Source organism: Paenibacillus sp. DRB1-1 (assembly GCF_052119485.1).
GTDB classification, from domain to species: Bacteria; Bacillota; Bacilli; order Paenibacillales; family Paenibacillaceae; genus Paenibacillus; species Paenibacillus polymyxa_B.
Genome location: NZ_JBODQH010000001.1, coordinates 5,424,993 through 5,448,347, shown reverse-complemented (window position 1 = coordinate 5,448,347; position 23,355 = coordinate 5,424,993). Strand labels below are relative to the sequence as shown.

Genomic DNA, 23,355 nt, shown 5'->3' with positions numbered 1-23,355 from the left:
AATTATAGTTGCATTATAACATATTGCAATGTTATATTTCTAATGTTCGAAAATTATCGAACAATAGAACAAATGGAGGAATTAGTTTTGAATAAAATTATCACCTTGTTTTTCTTTATCATGTTTTTCATCGGCACAGATACGTTCATTGTATCGCCTCTTTTACCTATTCTTCGTGAAAGTTTCGGCATTTCTATCGAGCAATCAGGCTGGATCGTTTCGGCCTATGCTTTAGGTTATGCTGTGTTTGCCTTAATTGCAGGACCTTTGTCAGATGAATGGAATCGAAAAAAAGTACTACTGTTCGGCTTGCTTGGTTTTGGTATCTTTACTTTACTTTGCGGCTTTGCCACGGATTTTTGGACCATGTTTGCTTTTCGCTTATTGGCTGGGATTAGCGCCGCTTTCGCGTCGCCTCAAGTTTGGGCTGCCATTCCTCAGCTGGTTCAACCACATAAAGTATTAAAAGCCATGGGGGTTGCTACCGCAGGATTGGCCGTTTCCCAAATGCTGGGTGTGCCCATCGGCAGCTATCTCGCTACCACAGGGTGGCAAACACCTTTTATTATAACTGGTTGCTGCACCTTCTTGATCGTTATTTTGACTGCTGTTCTCTTGCCCTCCTTACCTGCTTCTCTACAGAAGCATAAGGCTTCCTCTATTGGGAGTAGATATCGTTCATTACTACGCGGATCAACACCTAAGATCGCTTTTCTTGCCTATCTCCTATTCCAACTCGGAAATTTTGCTGCTTTCTCTTTTATTGGCACATGGCTTTCCGATAAATTCAGTCTCAATGTTGCAAGTATTGGTACGGTAATTCTGTTCCTTGGTTTAGGAAATACGATCAGCAGCTTATTTGGTAGTAGCCTAGTTAATAAAGTAGGTGCTAGACACTCTTTGAAATATGGAATAATCTTCATCGGCCTGCTTTATTTACTTCTTCCATATTTACCTAGCGTAACTTATGTCGAAATTACATATTTCCTGATCTTCCTCATCCTTGGAATGATTTTTCCACTTATGATGAGTTTGCTTCAAACCCTGTCTGCTACAGCACGAGGAACAATTTCATCACTTGCCAATTCTTCTATGTATTGTGGTACGGCGGTTGGCTCTTTCACAGCGGGAATGCTATATGCACACTCTGGTGGTTTTATTTCCGTTAGCCTGTTTACTGTGGTTTGTTTTAGTATGTCACTTATCTTGTTCTTACGTAGCGGAGTTTTGAACATTAATACGAGTCAATCTCTATAAACTACTCAACGGTTAGATGGTTATCTAATCTTTAAAATGGAAACCTGTAATTGCCCTTTTCAGCTAGCGATATAAGTTCACTTAAAGTTGAGAAAAAGAACTTATATCGCTAAAAAAGCCGCCATTGTGGCGACTTCATTTCTCCGGTCAAGAATCAACTTTCATCTATTGCTTTTCGAATATCATAATCATTGATATCGATATCTAAATTCATTCCAAGTGCCAACTTTGCCAGCTGATTTCCAATAAAGGGGCCCATGGTCAACCCGGATGCTCCAAGCCCATTTGCCGCTATAAGACCATCCCAGCCTGGAACAGCTCCGATCACTGGTAGAAAACCGGGTGTAAAAGGACGGAAACCAACTCTTACCTCCTGAAAAGTGCTGTTTGCTAAATCAGGGGCCAATTCTAAACCTTTATCCAGAATTTCCTGCATCCCACCTGCTGTTACTCTCGTATCGTAACCTTCGATTTCATTTTCGTGAGTCGCCCCTATTACGATCTTCTGTTTATCAAAAGCCAGCAGATATTGATCAGAAGGCGGTATGACTACAGGCCAAGTGCCTGTGTCTTGCCTATTAGAAACCTGCAAATGCATAATTTGTGCTTTTTGATAACTAACCTTAAAATGAATGCCCAAAGGCAACAGTAGTTGATTTGCCCATGCACCTGCACAAACAATGACCTTGTCAGACGAGAAGCTTTGTGCACCGACCACTACTCCCGTTACATGGTCGGACTCATATTGAAGCGTAGCATTTCCTTGTATAAGGACCGCCCCGTTTTTTTGTGCTGATCGGACCAACGCATCCCGCAGCGCACGCCCATCTATTCGGGCGGCACCGCTAATATGAACAGAATGATAACCTTCTACTAACAAAGGAAACCGTTCATGGGTTTCTTTTTCATTTAGCCGGGTAATTTCACCGATTTCCGGTGCATCCGCTTGTCGTAAGTGTGCCCGCTCCTCCATTTTTTTGATTTTCTCCAAATCATCATGAATACTGAGAGCCCCCACTTGAGCATAGCCAGTTTCTGTTTCTCCCTCGCTTTTGAGTTCTTCAATCAACCCAGGGTAAAAACGCGCTCCCGCTTTGGCTAGTTGGTACCAAGCCTGATTGCGTCGCTGTGATAGCCAGGGACAGATAATGCCAGCAGCGGCATCAGTAGCCTGTCCTTTATCTTTACGATCTACAATAATGACATTAGCACCCATTTTTGCTAGATGGAATGCTGTCGATGCCCCCAGAATTCCTGATCCGATTACGATGACCTTCTTCATGATTACATCCCTTTCCTAAATCACTGTATCCATTATAGCGAATAGTGCATGAATGCATAAAGTTTGAAATTAATATTTTAAATCCTTATAAAGTTCTTAGAATTGATCTTTAAAGTAGTTGTCAGAACAAATGAAAAGGATGAACTGATATGGATAACATTATTTTACAGACTAAAAATCTCTGCAAAACCTTCGGACGACAACAGGCGGTGAACAACGTCACACTGTCTATTCAGGAGAATTCCGTCTATGGACTACTTGGCCCAAATGGGGCTGGAAAATCAACCACCTTGAAAATGTTAACCGGTATGCTACGCCCGACATCCGGTGAGATTTTATTTCAAGGAAAACCCTGGTCCCGAAAAGATCTTGCTCAGATCGGCGCACTAATCGAATCCCCTCCACTCTATGAAAATTTGACAGCTAGAGAGAACCTCAAAGTTCGTACAACGTTGCTGGGATTGCCTGATTCGCAGATTGATGAAGTGCTGAACATTGTTGATTTGACCCATACCGGGAAAAAGCGCTCGGGCCAGTTCTCGATGGGTATGAAACAGCGGCTGGGCATTGCCATTGCTCTCCTCAATCATCCCAAGCTATTGATCTTAGATGAACCAACCAACGGACTAGACCCCATTGGTATTCAGGAGCAACGCGAGTTGATTCGCTCCTTCCCGAAGCAAGGAATTACCGTAATTCTTTCCAGCCATATTTTATCCGAAGTCGAACAAATCGTTGACCATGTCGGTATCATTGCGGGCGGCGTATTAGCTTATCAAGAGGCGGTCACTCCAGGACAAAGCCTGGAATCGTTGTTCATGCAGATTGCACAGGAATACCGAAAAGGAGATGAGTAGAATGCAGCAATATATAGCCGCCGAACATCTAAAATTAAAGCGTACCTTCACAAAAAAGTTGGTCTGGCTTGCCCCCATCGCTACTCTTCTTCTGTGTACCGTACTCATGGGAGGACGTATGCTCCAAAGCGCCAGCTACAATTGGTGGTATTTCATGCTGCTGCCAGGTGCCCTCACCTTAATGTGCTCAGGAGTGATCCAAAAGGATGGCAAGAAGCTGAAATGCCGTGCTGTCCTCGGCATGGCTGTAGATTTGGCTCAGGTATGGTACGGTAAAATCGGGGTTTGCGTAAGACTCTTAATGGTTTCCTTTATTGTCCTATTTATAGGGATAACTCTTGGCGGATTCGTATTCTCAACTTCTGTGACACTAGCAGGAAGCGTTGCCGCAACTCTAATCCTCTTCATCACCTTTTTGTGGCAAGTTCCACTTTGCCTGTTCCTGACGGACCGAATAGGCATGTTTGCCACTCTAATTATTAATATGCTGGGCAACGTATCCTGCACCATTTTGTTCGCTACGTCCTCTGTGTGGTGGGCGGTCCCTTATGCTATTCCAGCCCGATTAATGTGCGCCGTCATTAAAGTACTACCTAATGGGCTTGCCGTTCCTTCAGGAGATCCGCTTTTGGATAAAGGCGTGATTGTGCCCGGCCTAGTGATCACAATCTGCCTGTTTATAATTCTGTCGATACTGACGGCGATATCCTTCCGCAAGCGGGAGGATAAATAAGATGATTTCTTTTTTCCGCTATCTGAAATCCGATGTGCTTAAACTTAGAAGGCAGCCCTTACTGCTTGTGCAGCTGTTTGTGCCGCTTTTAGGCATAGCAATCTTTCTAGCCTATTATTCCTTTACTCCGTATTCACCGATTTCAAAGGTGGACGGCTATTTGCAGGTCTTGGCCGTGGTTCTTCCTACCATGATTGGTATTGTCTGCTCCATTGCTGTTGAGCAGGAGGCAGTCGCTGGCAATTTCCAGCAGCTATTGATCTCGCCAGTGAAGCTGCTGCCTTTCCTGAGCAAGCTCAGCCTGCTCCTGATCTTGGGATTTGGCAGTGTGCTGCTTGCCTCCGGTGGCTTTGGGGCTGGCTATATATATCTTATGAGAGAGTCACCGTATGGCTTGAAGTTTTATGTGTTGGCTGCCTGCATTCTGTTTATGTCCAGTGTATTCCTCTATTTTCTGCATTTTTTCATTAGTTTGCGGTTCGGCAAGGGAGCTTCCATCGGTCTAGGCATTATGGAGAGTCTATTGTCCGCTTTGCTTCTTACAGGGCTGGGTGATCATAATTGGATATTCATCCCCTCTGCTTGGACTGCCCGATTCATCACGATCTGGGTGCAATACGGTATAAACTCAGCAGTATCTATTCCTGAAGCTATACGGCTTGATTCGGGAGTCAGATATTGCGTAGTAGGGACCGTAGTCATCATGGTATTATTAGGATTATGGATTTGTCGTTGGGAAGGACACAATTCGTCGGAATAAAGACTAGAGTAAAGAAAGCAAGGGAAGTGAATTAAGCATGGCAAACTTGTTGGCCGTTGATGATGAACCCGCCGTTTTGGCACTCCTTCAAAATATTTTGCAGAAAGATGGCCATGTTGTCACGGTGGTCTCCGACTCCCCACAGGTTCTCACCATGCAGCTTGGAGCCTTTGACCTCATCCTGCTTGACGTGATGATGCCTACCATGAACGGGTTCACACTCTGTCGGGAAATTCGCAGCAAAATAGACTGCCCGATCCTGTTCCTCACCGCAAAATCCATGGAGAACGATGTGATGTCAGGGCTTGGGGAAGGGGCCGACGATTATATTGTCAAGCCGTTTGGTGCTGGAGAGTTGCGCGCAAGAATCAACGCCCATCTCAGACGGGAGAATCGTGAACGGCGTAATGTATTCTGCATTGGGGAAGTTCATTTTAATCTGTCCGGCAAGGAAATCACCGTTCAGAATGTTGTAGTACCGTTTACCAAAAGCGAATATGAGATATGTAAGTTTCTAGCCCTGAACTGGGGACAGGTGTTCCCTAAAGAGCAGATTTACGAAGCTGTCTTCGGCTTGGATGGGGACAGCGATTCCGCCACCATCGTGGAGCATATTAAAAATATCCGAGCCAAGCTTGGCAAAGTAGAGGTTTCGCCAGTGGAGACGGTTTGGGGGATCGGGTACCGATGGAAGTAACCAAAGTACAGCAAGCATGCAAGACAACCAAACTACGAACCATTTTTCTGGGTTATTTAGTTATGTTCTGTATCGGGACGATTGCGCTCGCTCTGTTCCTGGTTCTCATCTTCTATGTCCTGATGTCTTGTGGGACCATTCTCCCCGCGAACTATGCTGAGAATCAGGTGCGGGAGGACAAGACAATCATTGAAGCTGGCAAGACCCTACAGCCGGATTCTCGGCAGAAACTGTATAAATACGCATCATTCACTTCGGAAGGCCGCCTCAATGAGGGAAACCTTTCTGAAAAGCAGGCTCAAACTGCTTGGAGTGTTACGCAGCAGAACGATACTGCTTATCAATTTCCCTATAACTATGTAAAAGTCTCACATAATGATAAAGTTACTGTGATGCGCTATTCTGTCTCGGCTCAGTTTGAACTTCCTATCCTGCGTCAATACCTGCCGAACGCGGAATTGCCCTTTTTTGCCGTGTTCTGTATCGCCTTTCTGGGGGGAGGTGCCTTGCTGGCTTCCTCCTTCGGACGAAAGCTGGCACGTAAGATGAGTGGGTTGCAGCAGGCCACCAAACAAATTCAAGCACAGGATCTGGACTTCTCAATCGAATTCAGTGGCGTGATGGAGATCGATCAGGTGCTGCATTCCATGGATAAAATGAAAGAAACTTTAAAGACTTCGCTTCAGAAACAGTGGAATCTGGAAAGATCTCGCCGCGAGCAAATATCCGCCCTAGCACACGATGTCAAAACACCACTCACTATCGTTCGTGGAAACATAGAGCTACTGTCCGAGACCAATCAGTCCGAAGAGCAAAAGAACTATACGGATTATATATCGGAAAGCACCAGGCAGATGGAGCAGTATATTAAGACTCTTATTGAAATTTCAAAAGCGGAAACGCTTGTCACCCTGCGGGCGGAAACGATGGATGCTGACTTCTATTTAACGAAAGTGAAAGATCAGATATTGGCCTTGGCTGCTGTTAAAAAAATATCTGTAGCATTCGCTGCATATAACCTCCCTAAGACACTGTATGCAGACCCAGTTCTACTTGAGCGAGCCATTATGAATGTTGCTTCTAATGCGGTAGATCAGGCGCCTGAATATAGCGAGATCCAGCTGACCATAGAGTCTGTGGAAGACTGCATTCGGTTCAGCATCTTAGACGAAGGCCCAGGCTTCTCTCCGGAAGGCCTCAAACAGGCCGCCGAGCAGTTCTATATGGGTGACTCGTCCAGAAGAATAAATGGACATTACGGTATGGGGCTGTATATAACAAAATCCATTGTCAATCTACATGGCGGAAAGCTGATCATCACCAACTCCACCCAGACAGGCGGCGGACAGGTAAGCATTGAGATTCCGTCAGTTCATTAGCGACATAATGAGAAAATTACCGAAATAAATAAATTGCTCTTAGGCTTGGTTCGATTCATAAGGCACACACCTCTTCCTCGTTTGTTATTGAAACAATTTAAAACGCTACTGACATATGAAGGTCCGTAGCGTTTTATCATTTTGCCATCGGAATGAAAATACTCCTGGCACAGCCTGGCGATTATTATAAGGTTATTGGATTACTATATGTGCTGCTGAACGGTGATACTTCCTTACGAAAAACTGTAAAATAAAAAATAGCAAAGCCTATAATCCAATTGCCCAAAATCAAAAAAAGCTGAACATAATTTTGCTTTATGCTCTTTGATCAAGTACGGAACCAAGAATAGACGTTCCGATAGCCCCTGCCATAAAGCTTCCCATCATATAGATACCCATACCAGCTCCGGTTTGATTACCACTTAATGTTCGAGAAATGGTGTTTGCCATTGTAATCTGAGCAAATGTTAATCCAGTATTCGCTAGAATTAAGATAATCGTAATCACGGCAGGAACCGCGTCCATAAAAATACCTAATATAAGGTATGCCATGACTTGGAACAGGAATGCCAACGAGAATACAAAGCGATTGCCCTTTGCATCCGAATTTTCCCACCTACCAACCCAAGCAATGCAGCAATCAAAGCACCGGGAAACATTAGTTCACGTCAATTTCAACGCAAATTTAAAAAAGCTAGCGGAATGACCTATACAACAATGCTACAGGATATTCGTATTCACGAGAGTTGTAGCTTACTACTAGATACTAGTTGGAGCGTTCAAACGATCGCACTTGAAGTCGGGATTCATGATATGAAGTATTTCTATCGAATCTCCAAGGAACGATGTGGATTTACTCCGCATGAATTTCGTTTTAATGCCTGTTCGAATATACAGTAATATGTAGATCAGCATTTGACCTCGTGTTAACTCCATGTATTATAATTAATACATTCATTAAGCGTTAAAGATTCCCTTACGAAGGTGACGAGAGATGACAACAAATTTTAAAATGAAAGAACTTATGGATCAATTCCAAATCAGTGAGGATACCTTACGGTACTATGAGAAAATGGGTCTTCTTCCTCCCGTGGCCCGCAAAAATAATGGGCACAGGATATATAACAATTCACACAAAGAGGCACTTCTAATGATCAAGTGTTTAAAAAAAGCCGGAATGTCGCTGAAGGAGTTAAAACCTATTATCCAGCTTCAATTAGATGAGAGCAACATATCAAATAATGAATGGTATGATAGGCTTTACAATTACCAAAAAAAGATAGATCAGCAGCTGCAAGAACTTCAGGAAATTAAGGATATGATTGAATTGAAATTGCAAACCGGGCAAAAATTTGGCCAAAAGTTTTTGCCGCTTGAGACCCAAACTTAATCTTTTTTTAAAACTGAATTGCTCTGCTTGACCTAGTGTTTACACCAGGTTGTAAGATGTGCATTAGATTCCCTCCAAGGATTCCACATCATACAAAAGGGAGCTTATAAACATGAACAATACAATAGCAATAGGAAAAACAGGATTAAAAGCATTTAAACTTGGTTTTGGAGCAGGTGTGGTAGGTAATTCAATGATGTATCCAAAAGTCGATGATACTCTAAGCCGACAATTAATTAGAACTGCCCTTGCAAAAGGAATCAATTTCATTGATACCGCATTTCTGTATGGAATGGGCCACTCTGAGGAGTTAATCGGTGAAGCCATCCGGGAACATGGTGGCCGGGAACATCTTGTAATCTCTACTAAAGCTTCTTCTAACCCGCAATTTAATCAAGGCCATCTGGAAGTCGACAACAGTCCAGCTGCATTACGTAAGGCTGTGGATGACAGCCTGATGAGATTACAGACAGACTATGTTGACATTTTCTTTCTTCATTTTCCCGACAGCCGTACCCCGCTGGCTGAAGCTGCTGACACACTTGCAGAGCTGAAGAAGTCAGGGAAAATCAAAGCCATTGGCGCTTCAAATTTAAGCTTTGAGCAGCTTAAGGCTTTTAATGCTGATAAGCACTTGGATGTTCTTCAAGCTGAGTACTCACTACTGGTCCGTCATGCAGAAGCCGACGTTATTCCTTATTGTCTAGAGCACGAAATTTCACTGATTCCTTTTTTCCCGCTCGCATCAGGTCTGTTGGCCGGTAAATATAAGAAGGATGATGTATTTAATGATACTTCACGAATGAATAATCCTTTATTTCAAAAAGAAGCATTTCTCGCGAATTTGGAACGCGTGGATCGATTCAAAGTATTCGCGAAAGACAAGGGTGTAGATCCTGCACAGATTGCGCTAGCTTGGCTATTAACGCGTCCAGCCGTTGATCTAATTATTCCAGGTGCAACCAAGTCTGATCAAATCGAGTCCAATCTTCAAACTCTGGGTGTTCGACTAACAAGTGGCGAGCTTAAGCAACTCGATATTCTTTTCAATCAAAATAACTTGTTTACAGAGTAACAGATTGTCATTGTTCTACATACACTTCCTAATACACAGAAAGGGTTCTAAAGTGAAAACTTTAGAACCCTTTCTTGCAGAAGTATTTATTTTGTAATCGTAATTTGTTTGGATGCAGTATTATAGTTCACCTGATACCCCGAAAGCTCGCTAATCACTCGTAATGGAACCAGCGTGTAGCCGTTAACAATTACCGGAGCTGTGATGTTCGTCGAATAACTCCGGGAGTTGTTTAACTCATATACGGCAAGGGTCGAATTCTTGACTTGAAGCACTACTTGTTTGCCGTCTGTAGGTCGAGTCAGAATGATCTTTTTGGTCGCCTTTTCATAATTTACCTCGTAACCTATCCGTTCACTAATAAAGCGCAGCGGGACCATCGTCGCCCCATTTATGATTCGCGGAGCCTGAGCCATCGTCGTAGCACGACCATCGACATAAGCTGATTTAGCTCCTGGTGTCAGGGTGAACGAAGTTGAATATGAGGAAACCGCATTGTTAGGGTATGAGGACGTTGTACCAGAAGTTGTTGTTGTAGAACTCGTCCCGGATGATGAACTACTGGTACCAATCGCTCTATTGCGAATAGCTTCTAACCGATCCAGCAAATCGCTTTTACGGGTTCCGCTCGGCAGATCACTGATTGCATCTCTGGCAGAACGCCAGTCCGAGGCATTCAGACTGTTTTCTGCAATTCGCATCAAATCTCTCGCTTTCTCATAATTCGATGAACTAGATGACGAAGAAGAATAGTAACCATCCGAATTCGTGCGTTCTGATATCTTTACACCGCTAGATTCTCTTCCATTACTATTGACAGTTACGACCTTAATCTCATACCAGCGTCCTTCTCGCAAATCCGTGATTTTATAGGACTCAGAGCTTGTAGTTCCCTTATAATCTCCATCAACATATATCTTCACCTTGTCGGCTTTACTCGGCATATCGTAGGTGATTTTGATCCAGGTGTCACTTTTGCTATCTACTTCAAGATTGGACACTTCTGACGAATTGGAGGACGTACTGTCCGTTGTGGCAGTCAGTCTCACACCGGAGGACAATGCACCTGTGCTTCGCTTGGACCTAATCGTGAACGAATAGGCCTGCCCTGAAGAAAGATTGTTGAATGTATAGGATGTTCCTGATGAATCGGTTACCAGTTGCCCGTCCTTATACAGACTGACTGTACTAATTCCGCTGGGTCTCGTCCAGGAAACAGTGACGCTATAGTTATTAACTGATGTCACTGTAGCTCCTGTCACTTCGGGCACGGTATCAACGGTGAGCGCTGAGGTCGTAACCGGAATACTGATTCCTCCAGATATGTTGCCGGATTTGTCAATAGTCTTGACCAGTACTGTATAGTTTGTGGAAGCAATCAATCCACTGAACGTATAGGACGTCCCTGTAGTTCGCTGCACTTCCTTACCATTTAAATAGATGATCGCTTGGCTCAGGTCAGCATCCTTAGGCAATATGTAATTTACGGTAAAAGCGTTATATCCTACATTCGTAGCTGTCAGCCCGCTTACCTCTCCTGGGGGTGTCTTATCCACAGGACCATCAACGGAAGCCGTTTTAGCCTGTATTGTCGTACCTAGAGATTCATCTCCACTCTTATTCACCGTTTTCACGCGAAAGGTATATGTCGTGTTCGGCTGTAAACCGCTCATCATATAAGAGTTACTTCGAATGTTATCTACATATACATCGTTAGTGACATTTACCACTTTTATGTGGTCAAAATTAATGTCCGACGGATTGGTCCAGGACAAATTTACTTTTGTTGTATCTGTAGGAACCGCTGTCAGATTGCCGACCTCTGCCGGTGCGATATTCGCAGTAACCATTTGACTCGACATTACTTTTAGCATTTGGTTAAGATAGGTATTCTGACTATAACCTTTTGTTAACGTAGTCACTTTCGTGCCTGAAGTAACAGGCACATTACGACCTTGAGCGGTTGCTAATTTGGTATGTAACTGTGCTGTATTCAGTCCTGTCAGATTTGAGTTATGCCTCTCAGTCGGCAACGCGCTAGCCACTGCATCGGGTGCCAAAATGCCATATCCCGTATTCAAAATCAGTGTAGCCGTTGCGAACGGAGCCATCCATTGACGCAAACGTTTTTTATTCATGATCTATGCTCTCCTTGATACCAGTATGGAAATTTTATTTGTCAAAACTAATAAGTTAAGCTTACAAACCCTTCTGCTGCCATCCAGCTTTTGAAATTCACACTATAATGTACACACGTTCATTTAACTGTTATCGGAATTTGCATACAAAATGTTTAGGCTTCACACTAGCATTTTTACTGATAGGGTCGCGCAAACAGCATATACTAAGCCTTCGAACTTGATCTGCTTAGTGTTTTTTCTTACTCCAAGCCATCTTTCTATGCCTATTGTTTGCTTCAATTTCATCACTTTGACAAGGTAAACGAAATTACGATTAAAGTTTCCGGGAACGATAATCTGTAGGACGCTGGAATCAGCAAAATGAAGCATTGATGGAGATACTTCAGTCATGTGAAAGCTCTGACATAACCTTGGGGTTCAGCTGTAAATATTCGATATATCGTAACTTTCTACCGTTTAATAACATTGCATTATAGGATATATTAAATTTTAAGCAATAGGAGAAGGAGGTGTATTATGTTCAAAAATACCTTTAAGATGTTTGGTGTCATTGGTAATATTGAAGCGATTTCATATCTGCTGCTTGTGTGTATCGCTATGCCGCTTAAATATGCAGCTGGAATGCCGCAAATGGTAAGCTGGGTGGGTATGATCCATGGGGTACTGTTCGTGGCTTATGTCATAGCTACTGTGGTCATGCTGATTTTGCGGAAAATAACGCTACTGCAAAGTCTTGCAGCCTTGATTGCATCGCTGTTGCCGTTTGGCCCCTTCATTTTTGATCGTAAGGTGCTTAAGAAAGCCGAAGCACGTGCCAGTCATACCAGCCCGATAAAAGCTACATAAGCATGTACAAGGGAAAGTGCCAATACAATAACGCGGCTTTCTCTTCCCACTCATGCAGCAGCATACAAAAAACAACCGATGGCTCTAAACCACTCGGTTGTTTTTGTATACGCGAATTGTAAATTGTTACTTTCCCACAGCAGTAAGGGAGACCCTAACTTTGTCATTCTTTTCGTCCCTTTCTGCTATATTTATGTAATCACAACAACTAATCTCTCGGGTAATTTACACTCATAATATCCATGAAAGGAACTTTTTCTGTTTCTCCATTACTCTCCACATGAACCTTTCCCGTTCTCGGGTCCATTTTAACGATCTGTCCGCGGGTTGTTTCTTGGCGTCCCCATACGGTCAATACGATTTCGGATTGCTCACGTTGTGCTTCTACAAGCTGATTCCCGATTTCCTCCAGTACAAATTCATCCCGAGTAGGCCGTTTGGCTACCTTCGCTTTTGCCATTTGCTATCACCCTTCCTTTCGTGCAAAATCAAAATCAAATTCATTCCATTTTACCATACTTTTCATCATTTGGTGCTGGTAATGTGAGTAAAATTACGTCTCAGATACACTAAAAAGCCAAGTTCTCAAAAACGAGAACATCGGCTTTTTAAAGTTGCTTGTTGGAGCTCATTAGGAGCGATTGAAAATCGAAGAGACAGGATTATTTGACCAACTGTGGAATGTAATCCACGATATTATAAATAGGAGCACTGCTCTGTTGCGTAACAGCCAAAATTAATGCACCTTCGAGCATCGAAATGATAAGTACCGCCAGACTGTGTGCCTTTTCCTCTGTCCATCCCGATTTCTGAAGACGCTCCATATAAATGCGTTGCCAATCTGCAAATGTATTCACACAAGCATGACGTAGCGATTCGCTAATACAGGAAGTTTCCGCAGCAGCCCAGAAGCCAATCGGCATGAAGTCGTTAAAGCCGGTACGGTCTGCCTCCTCAGCTGTATTGCGAATAAAATTCTGAATGGCTAGTACAGGATTATCGTTTTCGTCCAGTGTACGTTTTAATTTTTGCTTAATAAATTCATTCCCTCTTCTTATGCACTCCAAAGCTAATTCTTCTTTACCACGCGGAAAATAATAATAAAGTGAGCCCTTCGGTGATCCACTCTCCGCAAGAATCTGATTCAGTCCGGTCGCGTGATACCCCTGATGAAAAAAGAGCTTCGATGCGGTTTGTACGATATTCTCGTATGATTCGGGTTTAGCAGCCATATACAGCATCCTTCATTATATATTATTTATAATTCCTTTGACAAAAAAATAACAACATGTTTATTATATATAGACCGATCGTTATAATTCAATACCCATTAATTTATTGGAGGAACAAAAACAACATGAGTACAAAGAGTCAAACGAGTTCACCGTCTGAACCCAAAACGTTCAAGGTGCTACCTATTATGATTGCCCTGCTCCTTAGTGGCTTTATTGGGATGTTCAGTGAAACGGCACTTAACATTGCACTGAATGATTTGATGCAGATTTTGCATATTACAACTGCAACAGCCCAATGGCTGACGACCGCTTATCTGCTGACACTCGGTATTTTAGTACCTGTATCGGGATTGCTGATTCAAACCTTTACGACAAGACAGCTGTTTGTTACATCGTTGCTGTTCTCAATAGCTGGTTGCCTCGTTGCTGCACTTTCACCTACTTTTTCAGTGCTATTGATCGCTCGTATTCTTCAGGCCATTGGTACAGCGCTGTTATTGCCGTTGATGTTTAACACCATCTTGATCATTTTCCCGGCTGAAAAGAGAGGCGCGGCTATGGGAATCATCGGATTGGTAATTATGTTTGCACCTGCGGTGGGACCTACCATTGCAGGTCTGGTACTGCAAAATCTGTCTTGGCATTGGATCTTTTGGATTTCTCTTCCGTTTTTGGTTCTCTCGCTGATTTGCGGTATTTTATTTATGCAAAACGTTTCAAAAACGACCAAGCCCAAAATTGATTTTTTATCTATCCTCCTGTCTTCCATTGGTTTCGGCGGTGTCGTGTTTGGTTTCAGTAAATCTGGAGAAGGTGGCGAAGGTTGGGCTAGCCCGATGGTTCTGCTTCCTGTGATCGTCGGTCTGGTATCGTTGATACTGTTCTCTGTACGTCAATTGAAAATGAAGCAGCCAATGTTGAATTTGCGTGTGTTTAAATATCCAATGTTCGTTATCGGCGTTATTATGGTGTTCCTATGTATGATGACGATCCTTTCTACGATGCTGATTCTTCCACTCTTTTTGCAAAAAGGGCTGGCTCTGTCTGCTCTAACAGCAGGTTTGGTACTTCTGCCTGGTGGGATTATCAACGGTCTCTTGTCTCCCATTATGGGCTCCCTATTCGATAAATTTGGTCCCAAATGGCTTGTTATTCCAGGCCTTGTGATCGTGGCCGCTGTTTTGTTTTTCCTGTCCGGCATTACAACAACTTCAACTCTCGTACTGATTATTGTGCTTCATAGTTGCTTGATGATCGGCATTTCCATGATTATGATGCCAGCTCAGACAAACGGCCTTAACCAGCTCCCTATGGATCTATACCCAGACGGAACGGCCATTATGAGCACGCTCCAACAAGTTGCTGGTGCTATCGGTACAGCCGTAGCAGTAAGCATTCTCTCGAAAGGCATGGACAGCTATTTGAGCCAATCCAGTATGCCTGAATCGGTAAATGAAATGGCCAATGCCATGACAATCGGATCACAAAATTCATTTTTCTTTGCGATGATCATTAGTGTGGTCGGTTTGATCCTTGCGTTTTTCATCCGCAGAGTTCATGTTGAACATGGCACTGCCAAAGCACCCATGCATTAATTCATAATTTTTTTTGCCACTCCAAATAAAAATATCTAAATACACTTAGAGGCTGCTAACCATCTCACTATTGGTTATGCAGCCTTTTTTCATATGAATTTACATACACATTCATCAATTACATATTTACAAAGCTCCTTCATTTGGTTACGATATGATTTATGAATTAAAGCGTAAAAATTACGATTACTATTAAGGAGGACTCTCTGTTGTTTAAGCGTTTGTATTTTAAACTATTTATACCTGCGGTAATTGCGGTGATGATGGTAGCCTGCGCTTCATCTCCGTCAGCTTCACCCTCTCCATCTGCTGCACCACAAGATAAAAGTGTCACCTTATTGTTCAATGTGCAAAGCCCTTCTATAGATCCTCATTCAGATGTAAATTACACAGCTGTTCGTGCTGGAGTAAGTGAAACACTGATCAAAGTGAACAAGGATCTTAAGCTGGAAGCTTGGCTTGCAGACAAATGGGACAGCAAGGACGGACAGCACTGGACCTTCAACATCCGACCAGGTGTGAACTTCCACAGCGGTAAAGTCGTCAATGCCGCTGCTGTCAAAGCCTCCTTGGAAAGAGCGCTAAAGCTCAATCCATCGGTCAAAAATGCGCTACATATCCGTGATATTCATGCGGATGGACAGATTTTGACCATTACGACAGACAAGCCTTTCCCGGAATTTGTGTCCGAGCTGGTTCATCCGAATACGGCTATTATAGACACAACAGCTACAGGTGACCTCCCATCAGGAACGGGACCGTTCAAGGTTGCCAGTTTCCGTGCTGGAAGTGAACTGAATTTAGATCGCAATGAACAATATTGGAACGGTGAAGTAAAGTTGAAACATGCTAAATTCATGTTTAACGAAGACGCCAATGCACGTCAGCTTGCTTTTCAAGCCAAAACTGCTGATATTGTGTATCGCCCGCCAATTGAAAGTCTGGAGCTATTGAAAGCTGATTCTACCGTAAAGGTTGACTCACTTCCTAGTTTGCGAACGCATCAGCTTATTTACAATATGAACAATAACGATCTGAAAAAGACGGCTGTACGTAAAGCATTTGATAACCTGATTAACCGGGATGAGATCGCCAGTGGTATCATGTCTGGTCAGGGAACCCCTGCTCAAGGCCCGTTCTTGCCCAACTTTCCTTTTTCACCGGAATATATTACGAAACAGTTTGATTTGAATGCTGCCCGAGAAGGCTTCAAGCAAGCTGGATATACAGTACAGAACGGAAAAGTTGCGAACCCCGACGGCAAGCCGCTTCATCTTACATTGCTAACTTACCAGTCGAGAGCGGAGCTTCCACTCATCTCTCAGCTGATTCAGGCTAACGCTAAAGAACTTGGCATTACGATTGATATCCGTCAGGTTGATAATATTGACGAATATCTTGCCGCTCATCAGGATTGGGATTTAGCGACTTATAGTAGCATTACAGCCCCGCGCGGCGATGCAAGCTATTTTCTGAATGCGGCTTACATGCCTGACGGAGCACTGAATTATGGGCGTGTGCATGTACCGGAACTCACGGGTATGATTTCACAGCTGAACACAACCGTGAATGAGGAAGAACGCAACAAGCTGGCGCTGAAGGCTGTCACGCTGATTGACCAAGAAAATCTGCAATCCTTTCTGGTCCATCCAAACAACGTAGTGGCCTATCGCGATTACGTACATAACTGGGTAACTAGCCAAAGTGAATACTACTTGCTGACCCAGGACCTGGATGTGAACTAGCATGTTTAAATCCATCGCCAAAAAGTTTCTTGAACTGGTTTTGTTCTTTCTTATTCTTTCCTTTGTGAGCTTCTGTCTGCTTAAGCTTGTTCCGGGCGATCCCGTCCGGAGCATTCTCCGAGTCGACGATGTAGCTGTGTCCAATCAGCAAATTATGGATATGCGCAGCCAACTGGGGCTGGATCAACCATTACCTGTGCAATATGGTAAGTGGTTGGTTCAGTTGCTTCAGTTTGATTTTGGACAATCTTATTTAACCCATCGTCCAGTATTCACAGAGTTTATGGAAAAACTGCCTTATACACTGCTGCTGATCGGAGGGTCTCTGTTCATTATGCTGCTGATAGCTCTCCCGTTGGGAACGATGGCGGCGCTCTACCGTAACCGCTGGATTGACAGAGCCAGTCGTGTGTTTGCCTTAATTGGCTCCTCGATTCCCAGCTTTTGGCTGGGGCTTTTGTTTATCGAATGGTTTGCAGTTAAATTGCGCATTTTGCCGTCTATGGGTGAAGGAACCGCTTTTCATTTGGTACTGCCTTCTCTTACCTTGGGATTGGCAATGGCGGCCGTTTATGTACGAATGATCCGCGCAAGTCTGATTGAAAGCTCGGGGCAAGACTTTATCAAAGCGGCGCAAGCGCGTGGAATCAGCCCCATCCGCATTTTTTTCAGACATATGTTCCGTCACAGTCTAGTTCCACTCATTACGGTATTCAGTGAGAGTATAGGTAGCCTACTGGGAGGCACAGTCGTGATTGAAGTGCTATTCGCCTATCCAGGGCTGGGCAAATGGATTGTGGATGCCATTGCCGCAAGGGATTACCCCATTATTCAGGGCTATACCGTATTTATGGCTGCATTCATTGTATGTATCAATATTTTGGTAGAGCTGTCCTACCGTTGGGTCAATCCTGAAATCGCTTTGAAGGAGAAACGTTTATCATGATAAAATCCGTACATGCGGAAAACAGGCAGCTCACTAGAACGCGATTGTCCAATACATGGATCGTGTCGCTCTCCATCCTGCTCATTCTTGCAGCAATTACAGTCGTTCCGTTTCTTGCTCCGCAAGATCCGTATCGTATCCAGATGGGGAATCGACTACAATCGATCAGCGCTACACACTGGCTGGGAACAGATCATTTGGGCAGAGATGTACTATCGAGAGTGATAGCTGGACTTCGGACGACTGTCGGAACCAGTTTATTGATTTTGGCCGTTTCGCTGGTTGTCGGGGTCCCTCTTGGTCTGCTTTCAGGGTTTATTGGAGGCTGGATGGATCGTGTATTCAAACGGGTGGTCGATGCCTTCATGACATTACCTGATTATATTTTTGCCATTGTACTGAGCGGTTTGCTCGGACCAGGCTTAGTAAATCTTATTTTCGCGGTGACTGCGGTAAAATGGGTGGGTTATGCACGCCTGGTGCGTAGTACCGTTCTGGCTGAAAAGCAAAAGGATTACATTTCGTTATCCATACTGGCGGGTACCTCCTCCCTGCGGATTGTCATGCGGCATATTCTCCCCCATGCAATTGGGAATGTTCTTGTGCTGGCTACGCTGGATATCGGCAAAATCATTTTAATGATTGCCTCCCTATCTTTTTTGGGCTTAGGTCCACAGCCGCCAATTCCTGAATGGGGTACGATGCTGAATGAAGGACGAGCGTATTTTCAAATGGCTCCCCACCTGATGCTTGTTCCAGGGATAGCTGTCGTGCTAACAGTGCTACTGGCGAACGTATTTGGAGACAAACTGCGCGACCGTTATGATGTTAAAACCCGGACAGAGGAGTGAACTGGCACATGCTGACTATTGAAGGCTTAACAATTCGGACAAATGTAAAAACGATTGTAGAGCAACTGAAGCTTGCCGTTCGTCCGGGGGAATGGTGTGCTCTAGCCGGCGAAAGCGGTAGTGGCAAAAGCATGACGGCATTTGCTATCGGCGGCCTCCTCCCCTCTTCTGTTACAGCGGAAGGAATTATTGCGTGGAAGGACAATAATTTGCTGGATCTATCCGCTAAACAAAGACGTTCTTTGCTTGGTAGTGAAATATCTTACATTTTTCAAGACTACCACGGGGCTTTCACCCCCTTTCTGCGTGTGGGCAGCCAACTGGACGAGCTGATGCGCGCCCATGGCAAACAAGATCGCAAGGCGCGCAAACAGCGCTGTATCGAGGTGCTGGAGCGCGTACAGCTTCCCGCCGAGCGCGTGTACCGCAGCTATCCGTTCCAGCTCAGCGGCGGTCAATTGCAACGGGCAGCTATTGCGGCTGCACTGCTACTGGAGCCGAAGTTGCTTATTGCCGACGAGCCTACAACCGCGCTGGATACGCTCACAGCTCATCGTGTGCTTCAGCTCATTGACCAAATCCGGGCGGAAACGGGTATTTCCGTCTTGTGGATCACTCACGACCTGCGTCATGTACGCAAGTATGCAGATCGAATCGCAGTGATGCGCGAAGGTTCGCTGGTTGAAACTGGTGAAACGCAAGCGGTGCTGAACCATCCGGCCCACCCGTATACTCGTCGTCTACTGGCGGCTATTCCACCGCTGTCTCCGGGCGCTCCAGCACGTTTGCCTTACAACAGCACTGAAGAACAGAACGCATTGGAAAGGAGCGCTTTACATGAATAATCAAGCCGCCTGCGCTCAGCAGCAAGATACGTCTAATGCTGTCGTGACCGTCTCCGGTTTGACGAAGGCTTACGCTGGAGGTAAAACGGTGCTGCAAGATGTTGCTCTGTCGATCTCCCCCCAAGAATGTCTGGGTATCGTCGGGGAAAGCGGCAGTGGGAAAAGCACACTCGCTCGCTGTATTTTGACATTGGACCCGTTTGATCAAGGTGAGCTTAGACTGGATGGACAGTCTATCCGTGGGCTAAAGCGGAGCGAATTAAAACGGATTCGCAGCAGGCTGGGTGCAGTATTTCAACATCCATCTGCGGCTTTGAACCCCAGACTAACCATCCTGCAATCCCTAATGGAGCCGCTGGACCAGCTTAAGTGCTATGTTCCTTCCTTTATGGTGGGTATGTCCTCAGAACGTCGGGATATAGCAGAACATTTGCTTGAGATGGTAAAGCTTCCAGCCAGCTATCTGGACAAGTTTCCACATCAGCTCAGCGGTGGGGAAAAGCAGCGTGTAACCATCGCACGTGCTATCAGCACAGAGCCGAATTTTATCGTATTGGACGAGCCAACAGCAAGTTTGGATGTGACTACACAAGCCACCGTTTTGAATCTGCTCAAGGATTTGCAGGATGAATTAGGACTGGCTTATCTGTTTATCTCGCATGATCTGGCGGCTGTGCACTTTATGAGTGACCGAATCATGGTCATGAAAGAAGGCAGTGTGCTTGAGCATTTTCCCAAGGAAGCATTATTTCATTCGGATCGCCATCCCTATACACAATCATTACTGGAGGTTTTTTCAACATGTTGCCTTCCCACCGAGCCTATCTTGCTTTAGCTATCCCTTTAATTATTTCGACGATTACAACCCCGCTGCTCGGTGCGGTGGATACAGCAGTAATCGGTCATTTAAGCCATTCCGCGTATTTAGGCGGTGTAGCGGTGGGCACTCTTATTTTCAATACTTTATATTGGTTGTTTGGTTTTCTGCGAGTCAGCACATCAGCTTTCACGGCACAAGCCGCAGGGGCACAAAATAACGACCAGGGCATAGCTGCTCTCATGCGCCCACTGGCCATTGCTTTACTCATTGGTGCGGTATTCGTTGTGTTACAAAAGCCAATTCTGCTGGCTTCTCTCCAGCTAATTCATCCGGCGCAGGATGTGGCGGCGCAGGCAGCGATTTATTTTAACTTTCGTATTTGGGGAGCACCCCTTACATTGGTGAACTATGTGCTGCTAGGCTGGCTGATGGGTTTGTCCCGCGTGAAGGCTACATTGTTTTTGCAAATTTCGATGAATGTGATCAATATGGTATTAGCTATTGTATTTACACAGATCATGCATTGGAATGTCACGGGTGTAGCAAGCGCTACTCTGATTGCGGAAGTTCTTGCATGTGTATTGGGTCTGGTGCTGGTGTTCCGCTCATCAATTTGGAGAGAATGGAAGCAAAGCGGACAGATGAATTGGCGAGGTTGGTTTGGAGCTTCAGAGTTGAAAAATGTCATGGCAACAAACCTTGATCTCATGATTCGCACAGCCTGTCTGCTGACAATGTTTAATCTGTTTACGGCGCGCAGTGCAAGCTTTGGAACCGATCAATTGGCGGCAAACGCTATTTTGTTGCAGATCCATTATATTATGGCTTACTTTTTTGACGGGTTCGCCAACGCCAGTAGCATCATGACGGGTCAGGCTCGGGGTGCCGGGGATCGTAAAATGCTGCAAAGGGTTATTCACTTGTCCTGGTTCTGGACACTGGTGACCAGCGTAGTGACGGGAGGATTATATCTCGCACTGAAAGAGCCGCTTATCTCACTATTTACGGGTAATGCTACAGTGATTAGCCTTACAGGCTCTTATAATGGATGGCTTGTGGTCTTTCCGCTGGCAGCCGGGCTGGGACTGGTATTCTACGGTGTGTTTACGGGGATGACGGTAACGTATCCGATCCGTAATTCGATGCTGATGTCATTGCTCTGCTTTTTGATCGCTCTCTTCTGGTGCGTTCCCCATTATGGGAATCACGGACTTTGGCTATCCTTTATCGTATTTGCACTAGGACGGTCACTGTTTCTTGTAATCTATTTACCTCGCTTGCAGAGGATATAGCAGCACCTGATTTACATCGCTCTCAAAAACAAAGGATGTCCCATCCACCATGTACGTGGTGTTGGGACATCCTTTTATTATTTATTCATACGGCTTTCAGGTTAGGAGTTTGCAGATACCTCTACTCGCCTTGAGGAACGGTCAAGCCCAAACCTTCGGCTATACGGCGTCCGTATTCAGGATCAGCTTTGTAGAAATGTCCGATCTGACGTAGTTTGATTTCATCACTTTCTACGGGCTTCATCGCATTTACGATGTTTCGGACCAGACGTGCGCGCTCTTCTTCACTGAGCAAGCGGTATAGGTCACCCGGCTGTGTGTAGTGATCATGATGATCGTAGGCTACACTTTGAGCCTCGCCAGACACTTCAAAAGGGGCAATTTTATGCGCCGGTGATTCTTTGGGTCCACCGAGACTATTAGGCTCATAATAAACAGATCCTCCGCCATTGCTGTCACTGCGTAATGCACCATCACGTTGGTAGTTGTGTACTTCCGCATGCGGACGGTTGATCGGCAACGAATTGTGATTTGCACCTACACGGTAGCGATGTGCATCTCCGTAGGCAAACAGGCGTCCTTGCAGCATTTTATCCGGGGATGCCTCAATACCAGGAACAAATGAACCCGGGGAGAATGTCGCCTGCTCTACCTCAGCAAAATAGTTCTCAGGATTGCGATCCAGCACCATGCGTCCAACCTCGATCAGCGGGTAATCCTTTTGAGACCATACTTTTGTCACATCAAATGGATCAAAGCGATACGTATCTGCATCTTCTACCGGCATAATCTGCACATGAAGTTTCCATGCAGGAAAATCACCTTTTTTGATGGCATTAAACAAATCTTCTGTATGATAATCCGGATTTTCACCAGCAATTTTCGCAGCCAAATCCACATCAAGATTTTGCACACCTTGCTCTGTTTTAAAATGATATTTCACCCATACTGCCTGCCCTTCGGCATTTACCCACTTGAACGTGTGACTACCGAAACCATGCATATGTCTAAGTGTAGCTGGAATACCGCGGTCAGACATAAGGATACTTACCTGATGCAGCGATTCAGGAGATAGGGACCAGAAATCCCAGACCGCATTCGGGTTTTTCAGATGGGTTTGGGGATGACGCTTTTGCGTATGAATAAAGTCAGGGAATTTAATGGCATCCCGAATAAAAAACACAGGTGTATTATTGCCCACGAGATCATAGTTGCCTTCTTCTGTATAAAACTTCACCGCAAAACCACGCGGGTCGCGCACAGTATCGGACGAGCCCAGCTCACCAGCCACAGTCGAAAAGCGAATAAACATCGGTGTACGCTTGCCAACTTCAGACAAGAAGCTTGCTTTTGTATATGCAGACAAATCATTAGTGACTTCAAAATATCCGTGCGCCCCTGCACCTTTTGCATGAACGACACGTTCCGGCACACGCTCCCGGTTAAAATGCGCCAATTTCTCCAGCAGATGCACATCCTGAATTAGTGCGGGACCCCGTGAGCCTGCTGTGATCGAATTTTGATTATCTCCAACAGGAGCGCCCCAGCTTGTAGTCAGGTTCGTTGGTTGGTTACTCATGATTGACATCACCTCTTGAATGAATTGGTT

Annotated in this window: 23 protein-coding genes; 17 read left to right on the top strand and 6 right to left on the bottom strand. The window is 44.8% G+C overall.

The features are described from left to right. The first annotated feature begins 87 nt into the window (after positions 1-87). Positions 88-1,257, top strand: coding sequence for an MFS transporter (locus ACQW03_RS24490; protein WP_076293666.1), 1,170 nt, complete (start codon positions 88-90; stop codon positions 1,255-1,257). A gap of 154 nt (positions 1,258-1,411) precedes the next feature. Here ACQW03_RS24490 and ACQW03_RS24485 read toward each other — a convergent pair whose 3' ends face one another. Then, on the bottom strand, positions 1,412-2,539 hold the full coding sequence (locus ACQW03_RS24485; RefSeq protein WP_220029546.1) for an NAD(P)/FAD-dependent oxidoreductase: 1,128 nt from the start codon (positions 2,537-2,539) through the stop codon (positions 1,412-1,414). Positions 2,540-2,688: 149 nt separating this feature from the next. On the opposite strand from ACQW03_RS24485, the gene ACQW03_RS24480 reads away from it, so the two are divergent. The 5 genes from ACQW03_RS24480 to ACQW03_RS24460 are packed head-to-tail and all read left to right on the top strand — an operon-like array spanning position 2,689 to position 6,965. After that, on the top strand, positions 2,689-3,396 hold the full coding sequence (locus tag ACQW03_RS24480) for a lantibiotic protection ABC transporter ATP-binding protein (RefSeq protein ID WP_068938799.1): 708 nt from the start codon (positions 2,689-2,691) through the stop codon (positions 3,394-3,396). A gap of 1 nt (position 3,397) precedes the next feature. Further along, positions 3,398-4,129, top strand: a complete 732-nt coding sequence (locus ACQW03_RS24475; RefSeq protein WP_076293665.1) for a lantibiotic immunity ABC transporter MutE/EpiE family permease subunit — start codon at positions 3,398-3,400, stop codon at positions 4,127-4,129. 1 nt (position 4,130) lies between these two features. Then, positions 4,131-4,889, top strand: coding sequence for a lantibiotic immunity ABC transporter MutG family permease subunit (locus ACQW03_RS24470; protein WP_068938791.1), 759 nt, complete (start codon positions 4,131-4,133; stop codon positions 4,887-4,889). 37 nt (positions 4,890-4,926) lie between these two features. Next, positions 4,927-5,586: a response regulator transcription factor gene (locus tag ACQW03_RS24465; protein WP_076293663.1), complete on the top strand. Its 660-nt coding sequence runs from the start codon at positions 4,927-4,929 to the stop codon at positions 5,584-5,586. Then, entirely contained in the window at positions 5,577-6,965 is a 1,389-nt protein-coding gene (locus ACQW03_RS24460; protein ID WP_441952198.1) for a HAMP domain-containing sensor histidine kinase, read from the top strand. Before ACQW03_RS24465 ends, ACQW03_RS24460 begins: the two co-directional genes overlap by 10 nt. Before the next feature lie 315 nt (positions 6,966-7,280). Here ACQW03_RS24460 and ACQW03_RS24455 read toward each other — a convergent pair whose 3' ends face one another. Next, positions 7,281-7,490, bottom strand: a complete 210-nt coding sequence (locus ACQW03_RS24455; protein ID WP_256703324.1) for a hypothetical protein — start codon at positions 7,488-7,490, stop codon at positions 7,281-7,283. A gap of 177 nt (positions 7,491-7,667) precedes the next feature. Between ACQW03_RS24455 and ACQW03_RS24450 the strand changes: the two genes are divergently transcribed. The 3 genes from ACQW03_RS24450 to ACQW03_RS24440 all read left to right on the top strand — a co-directional run bounded on the left by ACQW03_RS24450 (position 7,668) and on the right by ACQW03_RS24440 (position 9,430). Beyond that, complete coding sequence (locus ACQW03_RS24450) at positions 7,668-7,865, top strand: helix-turn-helix domain-containing protein (RefSeq protein WP_256703328.1); 198 nt, start codon at positions 7,668-7,670, stop codon at positions 7,863-7,865. Positions 7,866-7,959: 94 nt separating this feature from the next. Continuing rightward, complete coding sequence (locus ACQW03_RS24445) at positions 7,960-8,355, top strand: MerR family transcriptional regulator (RefSeq protein WP_076293661.1); 396 nt, start codon at positions 7,960-7,962, stop codon at positions 8,353-8,355. 112 nt (positions 8,356-8,467) lie between these two features. After that, positions 8,468-9,430 carry an aldo/keto reductase gene (locus ACQW03_RS24440; RefSeq protein WP_076293660.1) on the top strand — a complete coding sequence of 321 codons (963 nt, stop codon included), beginning with the start codon at positions 8,468-8,470 and terminating at the stop codon, positions 9,428-9,430. A gap of 86 nt (positions 9,431-9,516) precedes the next feature. Here the strand turns inward: ACQW03_RS24440 and ACQW03_RS24435 are convergent, their stop codons facing one another. Next, positions 9,517-11,568 (bottom strand): stalk domain-containing protein, encoded by a 2,052-nt coding sequence (locus tag ACQW03_RS24435; RefSeq protein ID WP_441952195.1) that lies wholly within the window; start codon positions 11,566-11,568, stop codon positions 9,517-9,519. Positions 11,569-12,087: 519 nt separating this feature from the next. Here ACQW03_RS24435 and ACQW03_RS24430 point away from each other — a divergent pair. Beyond that, positions 12,088-12,417: a DUF3817 domain-containing protein gene (locus ACQW03_RS24430; protein WP_071640935.1), complete on the top strand. Its 330-nt coding sequence runs from the start codon at positions 12,088-12,090 to the stop codon at positions 12,415-12,417. Positions 12,418-12,625: 208 nt separating this feature from the next. Here ACQW03_RS24430 and ACQW03_RS24425 read toward each other — a convergent pair whose 3' ends face one another. Both ACQW03_RS24425 and ACQW03_RS24420 read right to left on the bottom strand, forming a co-directional pair. Next, positions 12,626-12,877: a YolD-like family protein gene (locus tag ACQW03_RS24425; RefSeq protein ID WP_023988845.1), complete on the bottom strand. Its 252-nt coding sequence runs from the start codon at positions 12,875-12,877 to the stop codon at positions 12,626-12,628. A gap of 202 nt (positions 12,878-13,079) precedes the next feature. Continuing rightward, positions 13,080-13,649, bottom strand: coding sequence for a TetR/AcrR family transcriptional regulator (locus tag ACQW03_RS24420; RefSeq protein ID WP_071640937.1), 570 nt, complete (start codon positions 13,647-13,649; stop codon positions 13,080-13,082). Between the two features lie 125 nt (positions 13,650-13,774). Between ACQW03_RS24420 and ACQW03_RS24415 the strand changes: the two genes are divergently transcribed. The 7 genes from ACQW03_RS24415 (at position 13,775) to ACQW03_RS24385 (ending at position 21,746) form a co-directional block, all read left to right on the top strand. Next, entirely contained in the window at positions 13,775-15,247 is a 1,473-nt protein-coding gene (locus tag ACQW03_RS24415; RefSeq protein WP_071640939.1) for a DHA2 family efflux MFS transporter permease subunit, read from the top strand. 209 nt (positions 15,248-15,456) lie between these two features. Next, on the top strand, positions 15,457-16,992 hold the full coding sequence (gene nikA, locus ACQW03_RS24410; RefSeq protein WP_441952191.1) for a nickel ABC transporter substrate-binding protein: 1,536 nt from the start codon (positions 15,457-15,459) through the stop codon (positions 16,990-16,992). Between the two features lies 1 nt (position 16,993). Beyond that, positions 16,994-17,938, top strand: coding sequence for a nickel ABC transporter permease (gene nikB, locus ACQW03_RS24405; RefSeq protein WP_441952189.1), 945 nt, complete (start codon positions 16,994-16,996; stop codon positions 17,936-17,938). Then, complete coding sequence (gene nikC, locus ACQW03_RS24400; RefSeq protein WP_071640943.1) at positions 17,935-18,789, top strand: nickel transporter permease; 855 nt, start codon at positions 17,935-17,937, stop codon at positions 18,787-18,789. Before nikB ends, nikC begins: the two co-directional genes overlap by 4 nt. Positions 18,790-18,797: 8 nt before the next feature. After that, positions 18,798-19,634 carry an ABC transporter ATP-binding protein gene (locus ACQW03_RS24395; protein WP_220025147.1) on the top strand — a complete coding sequence of 279 codons (837 nt, stop codon included), beginning with the start codon at positions 18,798-18,800 and terminating at the stop codon, positions 19,632-19,634. Further along, complete coding sequence (locus ACQW03_RS24390) at positions 19,627-20,469, top strand: ABC transporter ATP-binding protein (RefSeq protein ID WP_220025148.1); 843 nt, start codon at positions 19,627-19,629, stop codon at positions 20,467-20,469. The genes ACQW03_RS24395 and ACQW03_RS24390 overlap by 8 nt, the downstream gene beginning before the upstream one ends. Further along, positions 20,436-21,746, top strand: coding sequence for an MATE family efflux transporter (locus ACQW03_RS24385; RefSeq protein WP_441952186.1), 1,311 nt, complete (start codon positions 20,436-20,438; stop codon positions 21,744-21,746). Before ACQW03_RS24390 ends, ACQW03_RS24385 begins: the two co-directional genes overlap by 34 nt. A 121-nt stretch (positions 21,747-21,867) precedes the next feature. Here the strand turns inward: ACQW03_RS24385 and katA are convergent, their stop codons facing one another. Next, the gene (gene katA, locus ACQW03_RS24380) at positions 21,868-23,325 is read right to left on the bottom strand and encodes a catalase KatA (RefSeq protein WP_441952184.1); all 1,458 of its coding nucleotides are present in this window, start codon (positions 23,323-23,325) and stop codon (positions 21,868-21,870) included. Positions 23,326-23,355: the final 30 nt, after the last annotated feature.